Origin of the sequence: Gillisella vitis (genome assembly GCF_021559775.1) — a bacterium.
Classification (GTDB): domain Bacteria; phylum Pseudomonadota; class Alphaproteobacteria; order Rhizobiales; family Rhizobiaceae; genus Allorhizobium; species Allorhizobium ampelinum.
The window spans coordinates 3,605,989-3,624,859 of sequence record NZ_CP056047.1 but is presented as its reverse complement, the minus strand read 5'-3'; the positions used below and the strand labels follow the sequence as shown (position 1 = coordinate 3,624,859).

Sequence of the window (18,871 nt, the reverse complement as noted above, 5' to 3'; positions counted from 1 at the left end):
CTGCCTATGCCGCCGCATGATAGTGAATGGCTCAATTCGACACTTGCTTTGCCCACCAGATATCGGGGAAGCCGCTGGAAAATTCCGGCAGGTTTTGCGGATGCGCAAACTTGTCCCAATAGGCAAACCACACATCACCGCGGGTATAAGACGGCACGACATAGGCTCCAGCCAGCAGCATCCGGTCGAGGGCGTGGACGGTAGCGATCAAAGTGTCGCGGTCTTTCGCAAAGATAATCTGGTCGACCAAGGCATCGATACCCGGATTCTTTATACCGGCATAATTGCGCGAAGCCGTCGTGTCGGCACTGGCCGACCCCCAGTAGTCGCGCTGCTCATTGCCTGGATTGGTGGATTGCGAGGCGACATAATAAACGGCATCATAATCGAAACTGCGCAAACGGCTGGTGAATTGGGAGGAATCGACGCTTCGGACATTGACCTCGATGCCGATTTTTCTCAGATTATTGGCATAGGGCAATGCCACCCGCTCGATGAGTGGACCATCCAGCAAAATTTCGAACGTGAAAGGTTTGCCGGTGGCCTTGGACACCATCCGGTTGCCGCGCAATTCGTAGCCTGCCTTGGCGAAAAGCGAAATGGCCATGCGCAGATTGTCACGCTGCTTTGCGGGGTCTCCACTGACCGGATTTTTATAGACCGTGGAGAACACCTCCGGCGGCACATATTGCTTGATCCCGTTTAGGATCTCCAACTCCTTACCATCAGGCAAGCCGCTGGAGGCCAGGTCATTGCCATAGAAATAGCTGTCGATTCGCTTGTAGAGCCCGAAAAACGCCGTGCGGTTCAGTTCCTCGAAATCGAAAGCGTAGTTCAGCGCCTTGCGGACATTCACATCCTTGAACTGCTCCCGCCGCGTATTGAGGAAGAAGCCCATCATCAAGCCGGCTTTGCGGTAATCGTTCGGGATCTGCTCGCGCTTGATCCTGCCTTGGACGGCAGCCGGAAAATCGTAGGACTTGGTCCAGCGCATGGCGGAATTTTCAAGCCACAGATCGGTCGCGCCAGAACGGAAACCTTCGAATGCGACATTGATATCGGTATAATAGGTGTAGGATATACTGCGGAAATTATTGTAGCCGATGTTGACGTTGATATCCTTGCCCCAATAGTCATCCCGCAATTCGTAGCGCACCGATCCACCTGGCGAAAACCCGGCGATGCGATAGGGACCAGATCCCATGATCGGCTCAAGCGTTGTCTTGGAGATGTCACGCGGCTTGCCATCGGGGCCTTGGGCTTGCCACCAATGCTTTGGAACGACGTCGAGTTGCCCGACAATCGAAGGCAGTTCCTTGTTGCCTTTCTGATCGAACGTGAATGTGACTTCCCGTTCACCGGTCTTTTCGGCTTTCACAACATGACTATAATAGATCGCAGCCGCCGGATTGAGCTGCTTGACGGCATCGAAACTGAAAACAACATCATCCGGGGTGACGGGCTGGCCATCCGCCCATTTGGCCTCACGCCGCAGCCGAAATTTCACATAGGAAACGTCATCGGGATAGGCGAGCGCCTCCGCCAGAAGACCGTAGCTGACACCATCCTCATCCAGCGAGGATTTGAGCAGGGTTTCGGTCACAAGCGATGCACCAGGGGGCGACGATAGCAGCACCTGGACACCATCTGCCAACTGCCCCTTGCCCGCGATCGGATTGAACGTATCGAAGGTGCTGCCGAACGACGACAGTTTCAACTCACCCGCCTTCGGCGCATCGGGATTGACATAGTCGAAGCGTTGAAAACCCTCGGGATATTTGGGTGCGTCGATCAAGCCGATGGCGTGGCGCCATTGCGGCTCCTCTGCGAAAGCCTGGGTGGTCAAGCCCTGTGCGGCGCAAGTACCCAGAAGCAATAAGCCCCAAAACAATGCGCGTATTTTCGCCCCGGCGCGGATGACAGCCATGAATTACCCCTCGAATTTCGTCAGCATGGCCGACAATGTCTTTCCATGCATGATTTTCCACATTCCTGACGGAGAAGGATAACCATGCCGTGGTGATTTGGCTGACAAGATAAGACAAAACCGGGCGAAAGACAGGCTTTGGCACGTAAACCCACACAAACTCTCCGGTTTTGAGGAAAGCCGGGTTTCACTTTTGCCTGACAAACCCTAGTTTGATTGCCATGTAGACGGATGATTCCGCAAGGATGAGGTGAATTTTGACGCGACGATCAACAGTGCTGCGGGCGATGACAGCCGGGCTGGCGGTTCTTTCACTCGGGATCGACATGGCCATGGCAGGGCCGGATCAACCGGCCAAGATCGCCTTTCCCCAGGAAACCCTCCCCAATTCAGGGCCGGTCATGCCCTATGGTTCCTATGCGCGGGGCTGCATGAGCGGAGCGGTCGCCCTGCCGACGGATGGCCCCAACTGGCAGGCCATGCGCCTGTCGCGCAATCGCCGCTGGGGCAATCCGGCGATGATCCAGACCATCGAGCAATTGTCACGGGATGCGCCGAAAATCGGCTGGCCGGGCCTGCTGGTCGGCGATATCGCCCAGCCGCGTGGCGGGCCGATGGCCAATGGCCATGCCTCCCACCAGATCGGATTGGACGCCGATATCTGGCTGACCCCGATGCCAGCGAAGCGCCTGACGGTGCAGCAGCGCGAGGATCTGCCCTTCACGTCGATGATCCTGAAAGATAAATTCCTGACGATCAATCCGCAGACCTGGACACCGACCCATGCCCGGCTGTTGATGCTGGCAGCAAGCTATCCGCAGGTCGAGCGGCTGTTCGTCAATCCGACCATCAAGAAGAAACTCTGCGAGAGCTGGACGGGCGACCGGACCAATATGGGCAAGATCCGTCCGATCTATGGCCATGACGCCCATTTCCATATCCGGCTTTCCTGCCCGCCCGGTGCCGCCGGTTGCAAGCCGCAAGCACCTGTTGCCCCCGGCGACGGCTGCGATAAATCGCTGGCCTGGTGGTTTACCAAGGAACCGTGGGAACAGAAGAAACGCGACCCGAATGCCAAGCCCCCACCGCCGCCACGCCCCGTGATGGTTTCGGACCTGCCCAAGGCCTGTGCCGCGGTGCTGGATGCTCCGTCTGTCGCCAGCGAGAAACAGGCGACCTTCGGCGGCGCCAAGGCCTATGTCAGTCAGGGGTCTGCCTCTGTGAAAGCCTCGTCGGCCACACCTGACGATGCAAATCTGCCAAGTGAGGACGTTCCATCACCGGTGCCGCGCCCCTAAGATTAGGCGGGGGCGGCTTTTCAATTCCCCGCCCCTTGGTATAAGAGATCCGCAAATCGATTTAAACGCTCAGGGGAGAACCAATGGCTGAGCGCCAGAAGATTGCGCTGATCGCGCATGACAAGATGAAGGACCAGATGGCGGCGTTTGCCCGCCATCATCAGAGTTTTCTTGAGCAATGGCAGATTGTCGCCACCGGCACGACCGGCGCACGGGTGCAGGATGCCTGTCCGAAACTGGACGTTCTCAGGATGAAAAGTGGCCCTCTGGGCGGCGACCAGCAAATCGGCGCAATGATTGCCCAGGAAGAGGTCGCCATGCTGATCTTCTTCGTCGATCCCCTCACCCCCATGCCCCATGATGTTGATGTCAAGGCGCTGATGCGACTGGCTATTCTTTACGATACACCGATGGCGCTCAATCGGGCGACAGCTGACCGTCTGTTGCCCGTGATCACGGAATAATATCAAACCGCAAGGCCGAAGCCGCGTGACCAGAAATGGATTTTTCAATGCCAAAACCTCATGACAATGATCACATGCCCTTTCCGGTTCTTGTCGGCGATATCGGCGGCACCAATGCGCGCTTCTGGATCCTCATGGATGCCCATGCCGCGCCTAAGGAATTTGCCAATATTCACACAGCGGATTTCCCGACCATCGACCAGGCCATTCAGGATTGTATTCTCGACAAATCCGGCTTCCAGCCGCGATCGGCCATTCTGGCTGTGGCTGGTCCGATCAAGGATGATGAAATCCCGCTGACCAATTGTCCCTGGGTCATCCGCCCGAAGGCGATGATTGCCGATCTCGGCTTTGACGACGTGCTTGTTGTCAATGATTTCGAGGCGCAGGCGCTAGCCGCTGCATCACTGGGGCGCAACGACCGCGAACCGATCGGTCCCCTGACTGAAACCTCGCTGAACTCCCGCGTCATTCTGGGACCCGGCACCGGGCTTGGTGTTGGTGGGCTGCTTTATACCCATCATACCTGGTTTCCGGTTCCCGGCGAAGGCGGCCATGTGGATATCGGACCGCGCAGTGACCGGGATTGGCAGATTTTTCCGCATATCGAGCGGATCGAAGGCCGGATTTCCGGCGAGCAGATCCTGTGCGGGCGAGGCATCCTGCATCTCTACAATGCCATCTGCGCTGCCGATGGCATTGAGCCTGTATGGACCGATCCCGCCGATGTGACCCAGCATGCCCTGAAGGGCAATGATCCGGTCTGCGTGGAAACCATGACACTGTTCGTGACCTATCTTGGCCGGATTGCCGGTGATATGGCTCTGGTTTTCATGGCCCGTGGCGGCGTTTTCCTATCCGGCGGCATTTCGCAAAAGATCATCCCCTTGCTGAAGAGCCCGGTCTTCCGGGCCGCTTTCGAGGACAAGGCACCGCATACGGAAATGATGAAGACCATTCCCACCTTTGTCGCCATTCACCCGCAGGCCGCCCTTTCAGGGCTGGCAGCCTATGCCCGCACGCCGTCAAGCTATGGTGTGAAGCATGAGGGCCGTCGCTGGCAGCGTTGATTGCGTCGCGCATTGCTCTATGGTCAAAAGCAGCCGGACTGGCTATAGACCGGCTGGCGCGGCCATGATGGTCGCTATGACCAATCGAATGGGAAAGACATTTCTTGCGCGACACCATCAAGACCTCCCTGCCAGAATCGTCGGAAAGCATCACCGCCGTTCTCAAGCGGGTCATCGCCGAAAATGGCCGTGATCATGTGCGCGGCTATGTCTTCGCCATCATCTGTCTGGCAACCGTAGCGCTGACAACGGCCTTTACCGCCTGGATCATGGAAACGGTGATTAACGAGGCCTTTGCCAACAAGCGCGCCGATCTGGTCTGGATCATCTGCGTCTCGATCTTCATCGCTTTCTCGCTGCGTGGCCTTGCCAGCTATGGCCAGGCGGTGGCTTTGTCCAAGATTGGCAATAATATTGTCGCCCGCTATCAGAAGCGGTTGTTCAGCCATCTGATGACACTGTCCATGGGCTATTTCAACGAGGCCCGCTCGGCGCATCTGGCCGCCCAGGTCAGCCAGAATGTCAATGGTATCAGAGATGTCCTGAACCTGACCGTCACCTCGACGGCGCGGGATCTGCTCAGCCTCATCGGCTTGATCGCCGTCATGCTCGCCAAGGACTGGGTGCTGACGCTGATCGTTTTCGTGGTGGCGCCGCCGGTTCTCTATTCGCTGCGCTATATTTCCAAGCGGCTGCGCAAGGCGACGACGGATTCCGTCATGCTCAACAGCCGGGTGCTCGGCGCCATGCAGGAAAGCGTCCAGGGCATTGCCGTCGTCAAGGCCTTCACCATGGAGGAAGAGCTTGGCCGCAAGGTAGAAGGCATTATCGACAGCGCCGAAAGCCGCGCCAATCGCATTGCCCGTTTGAGCGAACGCACCTCGCCGATTACAGAGAGCTTTGCCGGTCTCGCCATTGCCGCCGTCATTGCCTATGCCTCCTATCGCACCATTGCCGGTGGCATGTTGCCGGGTGCCTTTTTCTCCTTCATCGCCGCCCTGCTGATGGCCTATGAGCCTGCCAAGCGGCTGGCGAAATTGCAGATCCAGATGGAACGGGCCGTGGTCAATGCCCGGATGATCTATGCGATCCTCGACACCCAGCCGCACCAGCGCGACAAGCCTGGCGCTGGCGAATTGAAGGTCAGCGAAGCCCGTATCGAGTTCAAAGACATTCATTTTGCCTATGGCAACGGCCCTGAAATTCTGAAGGGCGTCGATATCACTGCCGAAGGCGGCAAGACCACGGCACTGGTCGGGCCATCGGGGGCCGGAAAATCGACGATCATCACGTTGATCCCAAGGTTCTACGATCCGCCGCAGGGCCAGATCCTGATCGACGGGCAGGATATTGCCGATGTGACCAAGGCCTCGTTGCGCAAGCATATCGCCTATGTATCGCAGCATCCCTATCTGTTTGAAGGCACGATCCGCGACAATATCCGCTATGGCCGCCCTGATGCCAACGATGCCGAAGTGGAAGAAGCCGCGCGCCTTGCCCATGCGCATGATTTCATCCTGGCGCAGCCCTATGGCTATGAAACACCGGTGGGTGAAAACGGCCTGACGCTGTCCGGTGGTCAGCGCCAGCGCCTGTCCATCGCCCGCGCTCTGGTGCGCAACGCGCCGATCCTGCTTCTGGACGAAGCGACATCCGCTCTCGACACCGAATCGGAAGCCGCCGTACAGAAGGCATTGGACGAAGCCATGAACGGCCGGACTGTCGTGGTCATCGCGCACAGGCTGTCCACCGTGGTAAAGGCCGACAAGATCGTCGTGATGCAAGATGGCCGAGTGGTCGAAATGGGCAACCACAGGACACTGACGGAAAGGCCGGAGGGGCTTTACGCCCGGCTGAACAATATGCAGGCAACCAATGGAAGTCCTTCACTGTAAGCACAAAGCCTGCGGAGAAGGACGAATGAGGACGGAGAGAGGCATGACGGTTGCATTGAACACCGGTCCGACACAGACTGGCCCGATGAAGCTGGTCGTGGTTGGCGTCAGCGGACGCATGGGGCAAGCTCTGGTGCGCATCATCTGCGAGACACAAGGTGCTGTGCTACATGCGGCGGTGGGTCGTCCGGGTTCCGCCTCGATTGGCAGGGATGCCGGTGATCTGGCCGGCGTCGGTCCATTGGGTGTTCCCGTCACCGACGATGCACTGGCCGCCTTCGTCAATGCCGATGGGGTGATCGACTTTACCAGACCGGAAACCTCGGTGGAGTTTTCCGCATTGGCAGCCCAGGCCCGCATCGTTCATATCATTGGCACAACGGGATGCTCGCCAGCCGATGAAGCAAGGTTCGAGGCGGCAGCGCGCCATGCCAGAATCGTCAAATCCGGCAATATGAGCCTCGGCGTCAACCTGTTGTCGGTCCTGGTTGCCCAGGCGGCAAAGGCGCTGGAAGCCTCCGGCTGGGATATCGAAGTGCTGGAAATGCATCACAAGCACAAGGTCGATGCGCCCTCAGGCACCGCCCTTCTTCTGGGGGAAGCAGCCGCCAAGGGGCGCGGTATCGACCTCACGGAGAAAGCCGTCAAAGTGCGCGATGGCCATACCGGCCCGCGTGAGCCCGGATCGATCGGCTTTGCAACGCTGCGCGGCGGCTCTGTCATCGGCGAACATTCCGTTCTGCTGGCTGGCGAAGGTGAGATCGTCACGCTCTCCCATAGCGCTGGCGACCGCTCGATCTTCGCACGCGGTGCGGTCAAGGCCGCGCTCTGGGCGCAGGACAAGAAACCCGGCCTTTACTCCATGCTCGATGTTCTCGGGCTTTCATCTCCGCAATAATGTTTACCACCAAGATCAATGAGAGGATTTAGTCGATGACCGGTACCCTCGTGCTCGTGCGCCATGGCCAGAGCGATTGGAATTTGAAGAACCTGTTCACCGGTTGGCGTGATCCCGACCTGACCGACCTTGGCGTGCAGGAAGCCAATGCTGGCGGCAAGGCGCTGAAGGACTATGGCATCCAGTTCGATATCGCCTTTACATCCGATCTTTCTCGCGCCCAGAAGACCTGCGGTATCATTCTCGACAATCTTGGCCAATCCGGCCTTGAAACCATCCGCGATCAGGCCCTGAACGAGCGTGATTACGGCGATCTTTCCGGCCTCAACAAGGATGACGCCCGCGCCAAATGGGGCGAGGAACAGGTGCATATCTGGCGCCGTTCCTACGACATTCCGCCACCGGGCGGCGAAAGCCTGCGCGATACCGGCGCCCGCGTCTGGCCCTATTACCTCACCGAAATCCTGCCGCGCGTGCTGCGGGGAGAAAAGGTGCTGGTAGCTGCCCATGGCAATTCGCTGCGCTCGCTGGTGATGGTGCTGGACAAGCTGACCAAGGAACAGATCCTCAGCGTCAATCTCGCCACCGGCGTGCCGATGGTCTACAAGCTGAACGCCGATTCCACCGTGGCTTCCAAGGACGTGCTGGGCGATATGTCTGGCGCTCACTAGAGTTTGTCAGGTTCAGATTGAACCAGACATACTCTAGATTCTCTTGTTTTCGTTTGTCTTTTCGGGAAAACCGGAGTCCACTTTTCCCTGACAAACTCTAAGCGATTTAAAATTGTGCCGCTCATGGAATTGCATGGGCGGCACATTGCAGAAAATCAGATTTTTTCGGCAATCAGCCGTATCCCAAACCCGGCCAGCGCTGTTCCAATGGCGCGTTCTACCCATTGGCCAAAGCGATCATAAACGGCCTTGGCTTGCCTGCGAGACAACAGAGCGGTGACCAAACTGTACCAGATGATCTCAATCATGAAGCCACCCACAAGAATTGCCAGTTTTGCCAAAAGACCCGTCTCGGGCGGCACTGCAACGGCATAAAGGCCGATAAAGAAGGCAATGCCTTTCGGGTTGGAGAGATTAACGATCATCCCCATGCGCAAACCGCGCAAAACACTGCCCTTTTCGACAGATGATACGCCTTGTTTCATCGTATCCGGCTTGCTCGAGAGCCACGCCATCAGGCCGAGATAGACAAGATAATAGCCGCCAGCGATCTGGATAAGGCTTGCCAGCCATCCAACCCTTGCCAGAACCAAAGCCAAACCTGCCATGGTGAGAACCGCATAAAATGTTGCGGCGATGGCAAATCCAAATGTTGCACCCACGGCGGTTGATCGTGCCCCGGACATTGCCAGCTTGGAGATCAAAGCGAAATTAGGACCGGGACTGATCACCACAGCAGCATACAAACCAAGCGCCGTCAGAACCGTCAAAACATCTGGATTCATATCGATTGCTGCCTTTCATTGTGATCTCAGGAAACAAGACTTCAACTTATATGCGCATCTTGACGCTGCACAACAGAAAAACAAAGGCTCAGGGCAGGCTTTGCCCTTCAATACGGCAATGAACTTTTAGCCCCGCACCTCACCGCTGACTAAGCCGCATCTGGCCGTTTTCGACCTTATAGCTGCCTAATTTTTCCAGAAACGTCATACCAATCAGCGTGCCGGACAAAGCTTTGTCTTGCAGCACAATGGCTCTAACATCCTGCACGCGCACGCCATCGACTTCGACGCGATCCAGCATCACCGCCGCCGCAGCCGTCTGACCATTGGCGGTCGTGACCTTATATTTGAAATCCAGATCAGAAGCGCCAAAGCCCAGACGCCGAGCCGTTGTTTCATTGATAGCCACGGATGATGCGCCAGTATCAATCATCCCCTCCACCGCCTTGCCATTGATGCGGAATGTGGTGACGAAATGCCCCTGGGCATTGGCCATCAGCAAAGCGCGCCCCAAGCCCTGCGCTGGTGCGGGTGTGGCATTCATGACGGTTTGCGTGGGTGGGGCTTCGGGTATTGTGTCCATCTGCCGCTGGAGATAGTGGGGCAGCACGGTTGCCATCACAACCACCAGCCCGGCAAAGACCAAAACCCGCTTCAACATGGCCCATAGCCTCTCAAATCACACAAGCAGCACCCCTCAATAACAAACCCCGGCGACAGGCACCGGGGTTCGATTTCGTCACGGTAAACGAAGTCTTACTTGGTGCCATACATGCGGTCGCCCGCATCGCCCAGACCCGGCACGATATAGCCGTGCTCGTTCAGGTGGCTATCAATCGCTGCCGTGTAAACATGCACATCAGGATGGGCTTCGCGGAAATTCTTAATGCCTTCCGGCGCTGCCAGCAGGCAAACGAAGCGAAGATTGACGGCACCGCGCTCTTTCAGCTTATCCACGGCAGCAATGGAAGAATTGCCGGTGGCCAGCATTGGGTCCACCACGATGACGAGGCGCTCAGACAGGCTTTCCGGGGCCTTGAAGTAATATTCCACCGCTTGCAGGGTTTCATGGTCGCGGTACACGCCAACATGCGAGACGCGGGCCGAGGGCACCAGATCCAGCATGCCTTCCAGAAGGCCGTTGCCAGCGCGCAGGATGGAGGCGAACACCAGCTTCTTGCCTTCCAGCACCGGGGCTTCCATTTCCACCATCGGCGTTTCGATGGTTTCCACGGTCAGTTCCAGATCGCGGGTCACTTCATAGCAGAGCAGCGTCGAGATTTCCCGCAGCAGCCGGCGAAAGCCCGCCGTCGAGGTTTCCTTGCGGCGCATGAAGGTCAGCTTGTGCTGCACCAGGGGGTGATTGATGACTGTGACGCCGTCCATGGGAAACCTCTTGTCTCTTCCGCTCAATTCCTGACTGTGATGTTTCTTCCAACGAATCGGTGGGATGAGCAAGGCTTGCAGCCGTTAAATCGCTGCCTCATCCCCAGAACCAGCCGCTTGCAGCCGCTGCAACAGGTTTTGGCGGGTCGCCTCATCCACGAAAGCCGCTTCGATGGCCGTTCGCGTCATCGCATCGATTTCGACGTCCGAAAATCCCATCGAAGCGGCGATGGCATAGTCATTGGCCAGCGATGTGGCGAAAAACGGCGGATCGTCAGAATTGATGCATACCCGCACGCCAGCATCAGTCAGGTCGCGCATGGGATGGCTGGCATAATCCTCAAAGACTTTAAGGGCGATATTGGAGGCGGGGCAGACTTCCAGCACCACGCCCTCATCCGCCAGTCGCTGCACCAGATCGGCATCCTCAATCGCGCGCACGCCATGGCCAATCCGGCTTGGGCGCACCAGATCCAGCGCGTCACGAACGCTGAATGCTCCACAGAGTTCGCCAGCATGGATGGTAATGCCGTAGCCCGCCTCACGGGCGATGTCGAAGGCCGGGGCGTAATCCGCCACCCTATTCATCCGCTCCTCACCCGCCATGTTGAAACCGGTGATCAGCGGATGATGGTAATCGGCCAGCCATTTCGCCCGACGCAAGACGTTTTCCGGCCCCAGATGCCGTTCACCGATAATCACCATCCGGCATTCGATACCGGTCTTGGCCCGTGCAGCGACAATGCCTTCCGCCAGCCCTTCGATATAGGCTTCGGCGGACAATCCTACCGCCTCGCCGTGATCGGGCGAAACGAATAGCTCGCTATAGATCGTATTGACACCCGCCAGTTCGCTCAGATAGGCCTCGGCCAGGGCGGCGAAATCCTCCTCCGTGCGAAACACCGAGGCGACGAAATCATAGGCGGCTATGAAACTGGTGAAATCCTCCCAGACATAGCCGCCATTGCGGATAAAACTGCTGGCGTCTATGCCATATTTCTCGGCTTGGGCCGCGACCAGAGCCGGAGGTGCGGCACCTTCGATATGGCAATGCAGTTCGGCCTTCAACAGCGACGCAGTCATAGGAAACTCCTGCCATAACGGCCCGGAGCAATGCCGAGATGGGCCGCAATTGTCTCACCGATATCGGCATAGGTGTCGCGAATGCCGATGGAACGCGCCCGGATGCCGGGACCGAACGCCATGATCGGCACCCGCTCACGGGTATGGTCGGTGCCGCGCCAGGTCGGATCACAGCCATGATCGGCGGTCAGGATCACCATGTCGCCGGGGATAAGCTTGCGGTAGACATCCGGCAGCCAGAGATCGAAGGCTTCCAGCGCTGCGGCATAGCCCGGCACATCGCGGCGATGGCCGTACAGCATGTCGAAATCAACAAAATTGGTGAAGACCAGATCGCCGTCCGCAGCCTCATCCATCACTGCCAGCGTCGTCTCCATCAGTGCGGCATTGCCATTCGCCTTGATTTCGCGGCCAGTCCCCTGATGGGCGAAGATATCGCCGATCTTGCCGATGGCATGTACCGTGCGACCCGCTTCACTCAGCCGGTCGAGCAAAGTCGGCTCCGGCGGCGGAACCGAATAATCCCGCCGATTGCCGGTGCGTTGGAAATTCGAAGCGCTATTGCCGATAAAGGGGCGGGCGATCACCCGACCGATCCTGTAGGGAGTGAGCAGTTCCCGGACGATTTCGCAGAGCCGCAGTAAACGCTCCAACCCGAACACATGCTCATGGGCGGCAATCTGGAAGACGCTATCGGAGGATGTATAGCAGATCGGCTGGCCCGTGCGGCAATGTTCTTCACCCAATCGGGCCAGGATGTCGGTGCCAGAGGCATGACAATTGCCGAGAATGCCGGGAAGATCGGCGCGTTTGCAAATATCAGCGACGAGATCGGCGGGAAAGGCATCGCCTTCCTGCGGAAAATAACCCCAGTCGAACATGACAGGTGTACCAGCGATTTCCCAATGGCCAGACGGTGTATCCTTGCCCCGGGAAATTTCATTGGCCGCACCGTACAGACCAAAGACCCGCTCCGGCAAGGCCATGCCCGCAGGCAAGCTACCGCTGGCCAAGCTGGCAATCTGCAACAAGCCCAACGCCGATAGGTTCGGCAACATCAGCGGCCCGGCCCGCAAACCATCGCGATCCCCGGCACCGGCGGCGCAGAACTCGGCGATATGGCCTAGCGTATCGGCGCCGTCATCGCCATAGGCTGGCGCATCCGGCGCGCCGCCGACACCAAAGGAATCGAGAACAAACAGAAAGGCCCGCGCCATGCTTCACCCATCATGCCCTGCCGTATCCTGCGCTTCACCATGCATCGCTTCGGGATTCAGATGAAATCAGGCCGTATCAGGCAGTTGACTATCAATCGGACGGATTGAATAGACATTTAGACAGGCAATGGCAAATCCCCCTTCGGATTAGCAATCAGAGCAAGCAATCTCGCCGTTTTCCCGCTGACGGAAGTAATAATCCCTGGCGATGGTAATTGTGCTGACGCTTGATCCGGTAAATCCAGGCAGATAGGTGACAAGCTCATGGGGAATGGTCAGTTCCGCATGGACGAAAAATGCATTGGCGGCGGCCATGCCGGACGGAAGCGTCACCGTTGCACCGGTTGCATAGGGTTTGGAGCCATCCTGTGCCCAGGACCAGGCAATCGTCGCCTTGACATTGCTGTCCACCTTGATGCCGGTGATCTTCAGCGCATAGCCTGTCGTCGCAGTCGGGGCAAACATGGCTTTCAGTACATCCGGCATGGTCGCGAGAAAGGCCTTGTTAACCGTTTTCTGCTGGCGCGCCACGATATCGGCGATGGCCCCGGCGCTGGTGGTGGCGCGCTGCGATACGCTGAGCGCCATGGTAAGCTCAAATGCCCCCAGATAGAGAACTAGCAACAAGGGCACGATCAGCGCAAATTCCACCGCGCCGACACCGGAACGATCCAGCGCCAACAGCCGGAAAGGTCTGCTTAGAAGCAAAATCAGGGCGGGTTTCGACCTCATGGATAATTCTCATTTTGGAAGGCCAAGGTCGATACGATCAGGTAATCGGAATTGCTGGAAACACCAGGGCGGTGGATCGTGGCAATATAGGGCCGGACGAGATCGGTGGTGACCGGCCAATAATAAAAGGCACGCAGCATATTGATCGAGCTTGCCCCGCCAGGCGTGAAGGCAAAACTGGACGTATCAAGGCTACCGGATGTGGTGGCAATTGTGGTGGGCATGGCGGAGAAAGCCGTATACGTGCGCACATCGAGCCAGAGCCGGTTGGGCGTTGCGACTTCCGCAGCATCGCAGGTGAGGAGAAAGGAAATCTCGTTGCAGAACAGCTGGCGGAACTCGGTATTCGTCTTATCGGTGCTACGGGCCTGGTTATAGGTGATATTGCCGGTGCGCAATTGCCTGCCGAGCGTATCGACCGCTGCATTGACGGTCTGCTCGGCGATGAAAGCCACGAATGTTTCCAGAATGGCAAAAATGATCAGGAAATAAGGAATGGCCAGAATGGCGAATTCGATGGCCGCCGATCCGTCACGGGAGCGACGCAAACGCCTGGCCACCAGTTTCCATCTGCGCCATCGTCCGTTGCTTTTGTCACGAGTGCCATCTGGAAAGACCATTGCTGAATGCCGGTTGTTGTGCCTGATAGCAAGCTAGGGCTGGATCTATTTAATTTCCGTTGCCGAATTCCTTCAGTTTGAACAGGATGATACGGAAACGAGCAAAAAATTAATTTTAGATATTCTGAATAAATTCATATTATTACTGCATGATTTCTTATGCAGGAGTTGGTCGCATAACGATACGGCAGTTAAAGTTTCACTGTCTCGCGCAGCGTCTTGCCGCTATTGGCCGGTTCCGCTGGACGCACTATTGCTGGAAGACGCATCTCCAGTGGAATTTCCAGACTGCGAATGCTGCTCACAGCTTGGCGTGCAGGACAGGACCGTGCGTTGCGTCTGTTTGTACAGCCGAACTGTATTGGCTTCATCGATAGAGACAAGAATACGCTCGTCGAAAATGGCATTGCCCTGGCTGTCAAGCAGAACCAAATTCGTCGTCCCGAAGCTACGCCCTGTCAGCACGATGGTTTTTGGGTCGGCCACGGTGGCATCGGCGACTTTCTCATTGCCGATGATAACCTTGCTGACCGGCCGGTCGAGTTTAAGAATGCGGGCCTGATTCATCACCACGCGCAAAAGCGGGTCTTCAGCATGCGCTGTGCCGGGAACTGTCGCCATTCCGGCAAGCAAAAACGCAAAACAGCAGCGAAACAACATCGGCAGCGCCATGGAAAACATTTCTCTCGTGCAGATCAGGACCACAGATTGAGGTAAAATGGTAAATGAACCATAAAGCCATCGTCTCCTCTCAGGACATCATACGGTTCATCTCGTGATAAATACGCGCATGTTCGCGGCCATAACTGACACATACTTGCATAATTTCGCATGTAAACATGCTGTAGACTGGCCTTTTTCCGGAGTGAATACAATTTTCCCGACTATCTTTCAGCTTCATTTACCACACTGAAATCAAGCTGCCGTTCAAGGATAATTAACTTGTTTTCTTAAGGCGATAGCAATGCGGCGACCTGTAATTTCAGTTCAACCGGACAACAAAAAACAGTTGGCGGACAAAATAAACCTTATGAAGCAGGAGAAGAGCATGTCCAAGATTTTCGCACGTTTTATGAAGGATGAATCCGGCGCAACCGCCATCGAATACGGCCTGATCGCCGCTCTGATTTCCGTGGCCCTGGTTGCTGGTGCAACGTCGCTCGGCTCGAGCTTGAACAACACGTTCACCAATCTGACTACGCAGATGAATAAGGCGGCTACCGCATCCAAGTAAGCTTATTCCCAAATCCGAAAGGCTATTGGGGCATTTTCTCATCCGAAAATGCGTAAAGCTTTAGAGTATTTCACCACTTCAATTCAGAGTGAAATGCTTTACAAAATGCCGATCTTCAATTCTACATCAACCGATCAGTAAAAATAGTTGACTGGTCAGAACAACACTTGTGGAGCATGAGAAGCGCATGTCCAAGATTTTCTCACGTTTTATGAAGGATGAATCCGGTGCAACGGCCATCGAATACGGCCTGATCGCCGCTCTGATTTCCGTGGCACTCGTCGCTGGCGCGACCACACTCGGTACAAGCATTGGCAACACCTTTAATAATCTGACAACGCAGATGAATAAGGGTGCGGACGCAACCAAGTAAGCTTGAAACGAGCAGCCTCAAGGCTACAAGAGCCGCCTCGCAAGGGCGGCTTTTCTTTTTGCTGTCGCAGGAGAGCCTGTCCTAAATATTTCCCGCCCCGAATATTCTGAGCGAGCATTATTTTCAGTCCAGAGAATGATTCGGTAATGGCTTTACGCCATGGTCGATTTACTAAAATCACGTCATCAAAGGGTTCATCCGCCATGCTGGCTGTTACGCTGTCACTGATCATGCCTCTTTGTCTGGCACTGGCGGCCTTTACCGATCTGTTCGAGATGAAGATCCCCAATGCGATCCCCCTTGTGCTGCTTATCGGTTTTGCCGCCCTCGCCCTGGTGTTGGGCCTGCCTATAGGATTGGCCGGTCTGCATCTCACGGCGGGCCTGATCGTGTTTTTCGGTTGCTTCACACTGTTTGCCGTCAATGTCATGGGCGGCGGCGATGCCAAGCTTTTGACGGCTGCTGCCGTCTGGTATGGTTTCAATATCAGCCTGGTGGAATTTTTGATTGAAGTCGCGGTGTTTGGCGGCGTGCTGACCCTGATGATCCTGGCTTTGCGCAGCCAGGCCAATACCGTAATGGCCCTTGGACTGCGCCTGCCGCGCTCGCTGATTGTCGAGAAAAAAATCCCCTATGGTATTGCCATTGCCATTGGCGGTTTTTGCAGTTTCCTCAGTGCACCAGTGGTGACATTGGCCTTGGCGACAGTTTCGCCGAAATAAATTCGGCAATATTTTGTTAACCACGCCAGTAAGGCGGTTGTTAACTATAATTACACCAATTTCTGTTCTTTTCGACCTTAAGAAAGCTTCCGCCGACTTAAGGACAGACCATGAAGCCCGCCCGCATTCTCATTCTCTTCGTCGCCGTGGCCGCGGCCGGTCTGGCCGGTCTGTTGGCAATGGGACTTAGCGGGCAAAAGCGCGTGGTGGTGCAGCAATCCGAGCCTGTGGTGACGAAGGAACCGACCACCAAAGTGCTGATCGCCGCTGCCAGCCTGCCGGTCGGCGCCCGCCTGACCGATAAGGCAATGCGCTGGATGGACTGGCCGAAGACCGACCTGATCGACGGCTTCGTGACGGAGGAGAACCGTCCCCAGGCCTTGAGCGACCTTGCCGGGCTTGTCGTGCGGCTGCCGATTTTCGAAGGTGAGCCGATCCGGATCGAAAAGATCGCCGACGCCTCCAGCCGCACCCTTTCAGCGCTGCTTCCTGCCGGAAAGCGGGCAATCTCCACGGAAATTTCCGTGGCAACCGGTGCCGGCGGTTTCATCCTGCCCAATGACCGCGTTGACGTGATCATGGTCCGCAAGGGCGATAATGACAATCATCTGACCGAAACCGTGCTGTCCAATGTCCGCGTTCTCGCCATCGACCAGCAGATCGAGGAAAAGAACGACGGCACCCGTTCGGTCATTGGCACCACCGCAACACTGGAACTGACGCCGGAGCAAACCAAGGTGCTGACGGTTGCCCAGCAGATGGCCGAGCGCCTGTCATTGGCACTGCGCTCCGTGGCGGATGCCCAGGAGCAGGACAATAGTTCCGCAAGCTACCTGCTGAGCGGCGATAGCGGCGGTCCACAGGTGCAGGTCATCAAATCCGGGCAGATCGTCAAGAGCGCGGGAGCTGCAAAACAATGAACGGACGATTTTCCATGCGCCTTGCCCCTGCCCGCCTGTTTCGGATGATGATCACCGGCAGCCTTTCGCTTGGCCTGTCGATTACCGGCCTGCCGGGAGAAAATATGCTTGTCCGGCGTGCCGACGCGCTTGCCGCCGGTGCCCAGAGCCTGGTGCGCATCGCCCAAACCGGCCCCGGTGTGCGGCGTGACCTGAAGCTTGGCCTCAACAAGGCCATCGTCGTTGATCTGCCGGAAGATGCGCATGATATCCTGGTGGCCGACCCTGAACTGGCCGATGCCGTCACCCGCACCTCGCGCCGGATCTATCTGTTTGGCAAAAAGGTTGGCCAGACCAATATTTTCATTTTCGGGGCGGATGGCCGCGAGATCGTCAGTCTCGATCTGCAAATCGAACGGGATATCGAGGGTCTGCAAACCAACCTGAGCCGGTTCATTCCAGAGTCCAATATCAAGGTCGAGATCATCTCTGACAACGTCGTGCTGAGCGGCACGGTGCGCACCCCGCAGGATTCGTCGCGCGCCGTCAGCCTTGCCAAGGCCTTCCTCCAGGGTGGTGAAGCCACCACCCGCGGAGAAACCGCAACCAGCAACAGCAGCGGCGACGGCGCGGTAGCCATCTATGCAGAAGACCGTCAAACCTCGCAGATCGTCAACATGCTGACCATCGAAGGCGAAGATCAGGTCACGCTGAAAGTGACCGTTGCCGAGGTCAGCCGTCAGGTGCTGAAACAGCTTGGTGTCAGCGCCAGCGCCACGGATGGCACCAGCGGCATCAGCTACGCCAATCCGTCCAACCTCGGCAATTCCGTCGACGTCGGCGGCACCGCCACAATTTCCAAGACATTCGGCAGCTTTGGCATCAGCGCCTATGTCAATGCCATGGAGCAGGCGGGCGTGATGCGCACGCTGGCTGAGCCCAGCCTGACGGCAATTTCCGGCGAACAGGCGAAATTCTACGTCGGCGGCGAATATCGTCTGGCAGCTGGCCAGGAAATCAGCACCGACAGCACCACCGGGCAGAAAACCGTCTCTCGCACGACCTCGACCGTCGATTACGGCATTCAGCTGAACTTCCGACCGGTCGTGCTCTCTCCGGGCCGGATCAGTCTGGCGATCGAAACCAATGTCTCCGAGCCGACCTATGAGGGATCGGTGGTAGAGGGCAATTCGGATTCGTCCATCCCCGGCTCGACCTATTTGTCGATCCGCAAGCGCGAGGCCTCGACCACGGTCGAGCTGCCCTCCGGCGGATCGATTGTGATTGCCGGTCTGGTTCAGGACAATGTCCGCCAGGCCATGTCCGGCCTGCCGGGTATTTCGAAAATCCCGATCTTCGGCACGCTGTTTCGCAGCAAGGATTTCGTGCGCAACGAAACCGAACTGGTGATCATTGCCACGCCCTATCTTGTCCGGCCTGTCACCCGCAATGCGCTGGCGCGTCCCGACGACAATTTCAATCCTGCTGGAGACGGCGCCATGTATTTCCTGAACCGTGTCAACAAGGTCTACGGCCGCAAGGAAGCCACGGCGAACGGCGCTTATCACGGCACCGTCGGCTATATTTACAAATGAGG

The 18,871-nt window shown here is 57.0% G+C and carries 20 protein-coding genes; 11 read left to right on the top strand and 9 right to left on the bottom strand.

Annotated features, from left to right (window positions below; genetic code table 11):
* Positions 1-31 precede the first annotated feature (31 nt).
* On the bottom strand, positions 32-1,927 hold the full coding sequence (locus AVCG78_RS16705; protein ID WP_071202393.1) for an extracellular solute-binding protein: 1,896 nt from the start codon (positions 1,925-1,927) through the stop codon (positions 32-34).
* A 326-nt stretch (positions 1,928-2,253) separates the two neighbouring features.
* On the opposite strand from AVCG78_RS16705, the gene mepA reads away from it, so the two are divergent.
* The 6 genes from mepA (at position 2,254) to AVCG78_RS16675 (ending at position 8,223) form a co-directional block, all read left to right on the top strand.
* Positions 2,254-3,225, top strand: a complete 972-nt coding sequence (mepA, locus tag AVCG78_RS16700) for a penicillin-insensitive murein endopeptidase (RefSeq protein WP_234665137.1) — start codon at positions 2,254-2,256, stop codon at positions 3,223-3,225.
* An 83-nt stretch (positions 3,226-3,308) separates the two neighbouring features.
* Positions 3,309-3,689 carry a methylglyoxal synthase gene (locus tag AVCG78_RS16695; RefSeq protein WP_060719362.1) on the top strand — a complete coding sequence of 127 codons (381 nt, stop codon included), beginning with the start codon at positions 3,309-3,311 and terminating at the stop codon, positions 3,687-3,689.
* A gap of 47 nt (positions 3,690-3,736) precedes the next feature.
* Positions 3,737-4,759: a glucokinase gene (locus AVCG78_RS16690; RefSeq protein ID WP_012654681.1), complete on the top strand. Its 1,023-nt coding sequence runs from the start codon at positions 3,737-3,739 to the stop codon at positions 4,757-4,759.
* Between the two features lie 104 nt (positions 4,760-4,863).
* Positions 4,864-6,654: an ABC transporter ATP-binding protein gene (locus tag AVCG78_RS16685; protein WP_071202391.1), complete on the top strand. Its 1,791-nt coding sequence runs from the start codon at positions 4,864-4,866 to the stop codon at positions 6,652-6,654.
* Positions 6,655-6,739: 85 nt separating this feature from the next.
* Positions 6,740-7,552 (top strand): 4-hydroxy-tetrahydrodipicolinate reductase, encoded by an 813-nt coding sequence (gene dapB, locus AVCG78_RS16680; RefSeq protein WP_071202773.1) that lies wholly within the window; start codon positions 6,740-6,742, stop codon positions 7,550-7,552.
* Between the two features lie 35 nt (positions 7,553-7,587).
* Positions 7,588-8,223, top strand: a complete 636-nt coding sequence (locus tag AVCG78_RS16675; RefSeq protein WP_012654678.1) for a 2,3-bisphosphoglycerate-dependent phosphoglycerate mutase — start codon at positions 7,588-7,590, stop codon at positions 8,221-8,223.
* Between the two features lie 155 nt (positions 8,224-8,378).
* On the opposite strand, the gene AVCG78_RS16670 is transcribed toward AVCG78_RS16675, so the two are convergent.
* From AVCG78_RS16670 to AVCG78_RS16635, 8 genes are all read right to left on the bottom strand, one after another.
* A complete protein-coding gene (locus tag AVCG78_RS16670) occupies positions 8,379-9,008 on the bottom strand; it encodes a LysE family translocator (protein WP_071202390.1) in 630 nt (209 codons plus the stop codon).
* 139 nt (positions 9,009-9,147) lie between these two features.
* On the bottom strand, positions 9,148-9,669 hold the full coding sequence (locus AVCG78_RS16665; RefSeq protein ID WP_071202389.1) for a TIGR02281 family clan AA aspartic protease: 522 nt from the start codon (positions 9,667-9,669) through the stop codon (positions 9,148-9,150).
* A 95-nt stretch (positions 9,670-9,764) separates the two neighbouring features.
* Complete coding sequence (upp, locus tag AVCG78_RS16660) at positions 9,765-10,394, bottom strand: uracil phosphoribosyltransferase (RefSeq protein WP_012654675.1); 630 nt, start codon at positions 10,392-10,394, stop codon at positions 9,765-9,767.
* A gap of 84 nt (positions 10,395-10,478) precedes the next feature.
* Positions 10,479-11,477, bottom strand: a complete 999-nt coding sequence (locus AVCG78_RS16655) for an adenosine deaminase (RefSeq protein ID WP_156582670.1) — start codon at positions 11,475-11,477, stop codon at positions 10,479-10,481.
* Positions 11,474-12,694 carry a phosphopentomutase gene (locus tag AVCG78_RS16650; protein WP_071206351.1) on the bottom strand — a complete coding sequence of 407 codons (1,221 nt, stop codon included), beginning with the start codon at positions 12,692-12,694 and terminating at the stop codon, positions 11,474-11,476. The genes AVCG78_RS16655 and AVCG78_RS16650 overlap by 4 nt, the downstream gene beginning before the upstream one ends.
* A 147-nt stretch (positions 12,695-12,841) precedes the next feature.
* On the bottom strand, positions 12,842-13,426 hold the full coding sequence (locus tag AVCG78_RS16645) for a TadE/TadG family type IV pilus assembly protein (RefSeq protein WP_071202386.1): 585 nt from the start codon (positions 13,424-13,426) through the stop codon (positions 12,842-12,844).
* Positions 13,423-14,046 (bottom strand): TadE/TadG family type IV pilus assembly protein, encoded by a 624-nt coding sequence (locus AVCG78_RS16640; protein WP_071206349.1) that lies wholly within the window; start codon positions 14,044-14,046, stop codon positions 13,423-13,425. Before AVCG78_RS16640 ends, AVCG78_RS16645 begins: the two co-directional genes overlap by 4 nt.
* Before the next feature lie 225 nt (positions 14,047-14,271).
* Positions 14,272-14,706: a pilus assembly protein N-terminal domain-containing protein gene (locus AVCG78_RS16635; RefSeq protein WP_085946603.1), complete on the bottom strand. Its 435-nt coding sequence runs from the start codon at positions 14,704-14,706 to the stop codon at positions 14,272-14,274.
* A gap of 388 nt (positions 14,707-15,094) precedes the next feature.
* On the opposite strand from AVCG78_RS16635, the gene AVCG78_RS16630 reads away from it, so the two are divergent.
* The 5 genes from AVCG78_RS16630 (at position 15,095) to AVCG78_RS16610 (ending at position 18,869) form a co-directional block, all read left to right on the top strand.
* On the top strand, positions 15,095-15,280 hold the full coding sequence (locus AVCG78_RS16630) for a Flp family type IVb pilin (RefSeq protein WP_012654669.1): 186 nt from the start codon (positions 15,095-15,097) through the stop codon (positions 15,278-15,280).
* A 187-nt stretch (positions 15,281-15,467) separates the two neighbouring features.
* Positions 15,468-15,653: a Flp family type IVb pilin gene (locus tag AVCG78_RS16625; RefSeq protein ID WP_012654668.1), complete on the top strand. Its 186-nt coding sequence runs from the start codon at positions 15,468-15,470 to the stop codon at positions 15,651-15,653.
* Positions 15,654-15,856: 203 nt separating this feature from the next.
* Positions 15,857-16,375, top strand: coding sequence for an A24 family peptidase (locus AVCG78_RS16620; RefSeq protein ID WP_071202384.1), 519 nt, complete (start codon positions 15,857-15,859; stop codon positions 16,373-16,375).
* 110 nt (positions 16,376-16,485) lie between these two features.
* Positions 16,486-17,295 carry a Flp pilus assembly protein CpaB gene (cpaB, locus tag AVCG78_RS16615; protein WP_071202383.1) on the top strand — a complete coding sequence of 270 codons (810 nt, stop codon included), beginning with the start codon at positions 16,486-16,488 and terminating at the stop codon, positions 17,293-17,295.
* Positions 17,292-18,869 carry a type II and III secretion system protein family protein gene (locus AVCG78_RS16610; protein WP_071202382.1) on the top strand — a complete coding sequence of 526 codons (1,578 nt, stop codon included), beginning with the start codon at positions 17,292-17,294 and terminating at the stop codon, positions 18,867-18,869. Before cpaB ends, AVCG78_RS16610 begins: the two co-directional genes overlap by 4 nt.
* Positions 18,870-18,871: the final 2 nt, after the last annotated feature.

What these genes read in the sequence shown, in the direction of transcription:
- AVCG78_RS16705 (WP_071202393.1), bottom strand. Translation starts at nt 1,927, where the DNA reads ATGGCTGTCATCCGCGCCGGGGCGAAAATACGCGCATTGTTTTGGGGC.
- mepA (WP_234665137.1), top strand. Translation starts at nt 2,254, where the DNA reads ATGGCCATGGCAGGGCCGGATCAACCGGCCAAGATCGCCTTTCCCCAG.
- AVCG78_RS16695 (WP_060719362.1), top strand. Translation starts at nt 3,309, where the DNA reads ATGGCTGAGCGCCAGAAGATTGCGCTGATCGCGCATGACAAGATGAAG.
- AVCG78_RS16690 (WP_012654681.1), top strand. Translation starts at nt 3,737, where the DNA reads ATGCCAAAACCTCATGACAATGATCACATGCCCTTTCCGGTTCTTGTC.
- dapB (WP_071202773.1), top strand. Translation starts at nt 6,740, where the DNA reads ATGAAGCTGGTCGTGGTTGGCGTCAGCGGACGCATGGGGCAAGCTCTG.
- AVCG78_RS16675 (WP_012654678.1), top strand. Translation starts at nt 7,588, where the DNA reads ATGACCGGTACCCTCGTGCTCGTGCGCCATGGCCAGAGCGATTGGAAT.
- AVCG78_RS16670 (WP_071202390.1), bottom strand. Translation starts at nt 9,008, where the DNA reads ATGAATCCAGATGTTTTGACGGTTCTGACGGCGCTTGGTTTGTATGCT.
- AVCG78_RS16665 (WP_071202389.1), bottom strand. Translation starts at nt 9,669, where the DNA reads ATGTTGAAGCGGGTTTTGGTCTTTGCCGGGCTGGTGGTTGTGATGGCA.
- upp (WP_012654675.1), bottom strand. Translation starts at nt 10,394, where the DNA reads ATGGACGGCGTCACAGTCATCAATCACCCCCTGGTGCAGCACAAGCTG.
- AVCG78_RS16655 (WP_156582670.1), bottom strand. Translation starts at nt 11,477, where the DNA reads ATGACTGCGTCGCTGTTGAAGGCCGAACTGCATTGCCATATCGAAGGT.
- AVCG78_RS16650 (WP_071206351.1), bottom strand. Translation starts at nt 12,694, where the DNA reads ATGGCGCGGGCCTTTCTGTTTGTTCTCGATTCCTTTGGTGTCGGCGGC.
- AVCG78_RS16645 (WP_071202386.1), bottom strand. Translation starts at nt 13,426, where the DNA reads ATGAGGTCGAAACCCGCCCTGATTTTGCTTCTAAGCAGACCTTTCCGG.
- AVCG78_RS16640 (WP_071206349.1), bottom strand. Translation starts at nt 14,046, where the DNA reads ATGGTCTTTCCAGATGGCACTCGTGACAAAAGCAACGGACGATGGCGC.
- AVCG78_RS16635 (WP_085946603.1), bottom strand. Translation starts at nt 14,706, where the DNA reads ATGTTGTTTCGCTGCTGTTTTGCGTTTTTGCTTGCCGGAATGGCGACA.
- AVCG78_RS16630 (WP_012654669.1), top strand. Translation starts at nt 15,095, where the DNA reads ATGTCCAAGATTTTCGCACGTTTTATGAAGGATGAATCCGGCGCAACC.
- AVCG78_RS16625 (WP_012654668.1), top strand. Translation starts at nt 15,468, where the DNA reads ATGTCCAAGATTTTCTCACGTTTTATGAAGGATGAATCCGGTGCAACG.
- AVCG78_RS16620 (WP_071202384.1), top strand. Translation starts at nt 15,857, where the DNA reads ATGCTGGCTGTTACGCTGTCACTGATCATGCCTCTTTGTCTGGCACTG.
- cpaB (WP_071202383.1), top strand. Translation starts at nt 16,486, where the DNA reads ATGAAGCCCGCCCGCATTCTCATTCTCTTCGTCGCCGTGGCCGCGGCC.
- AVCG78_RS16610 (WP_071202382.1), top strand. Translation starts at nt 17,292, where the DNA reads ATGAACGGACGATTTTCCATGCGCCTTGCCCCTGCCCGCCTGTTTCGG.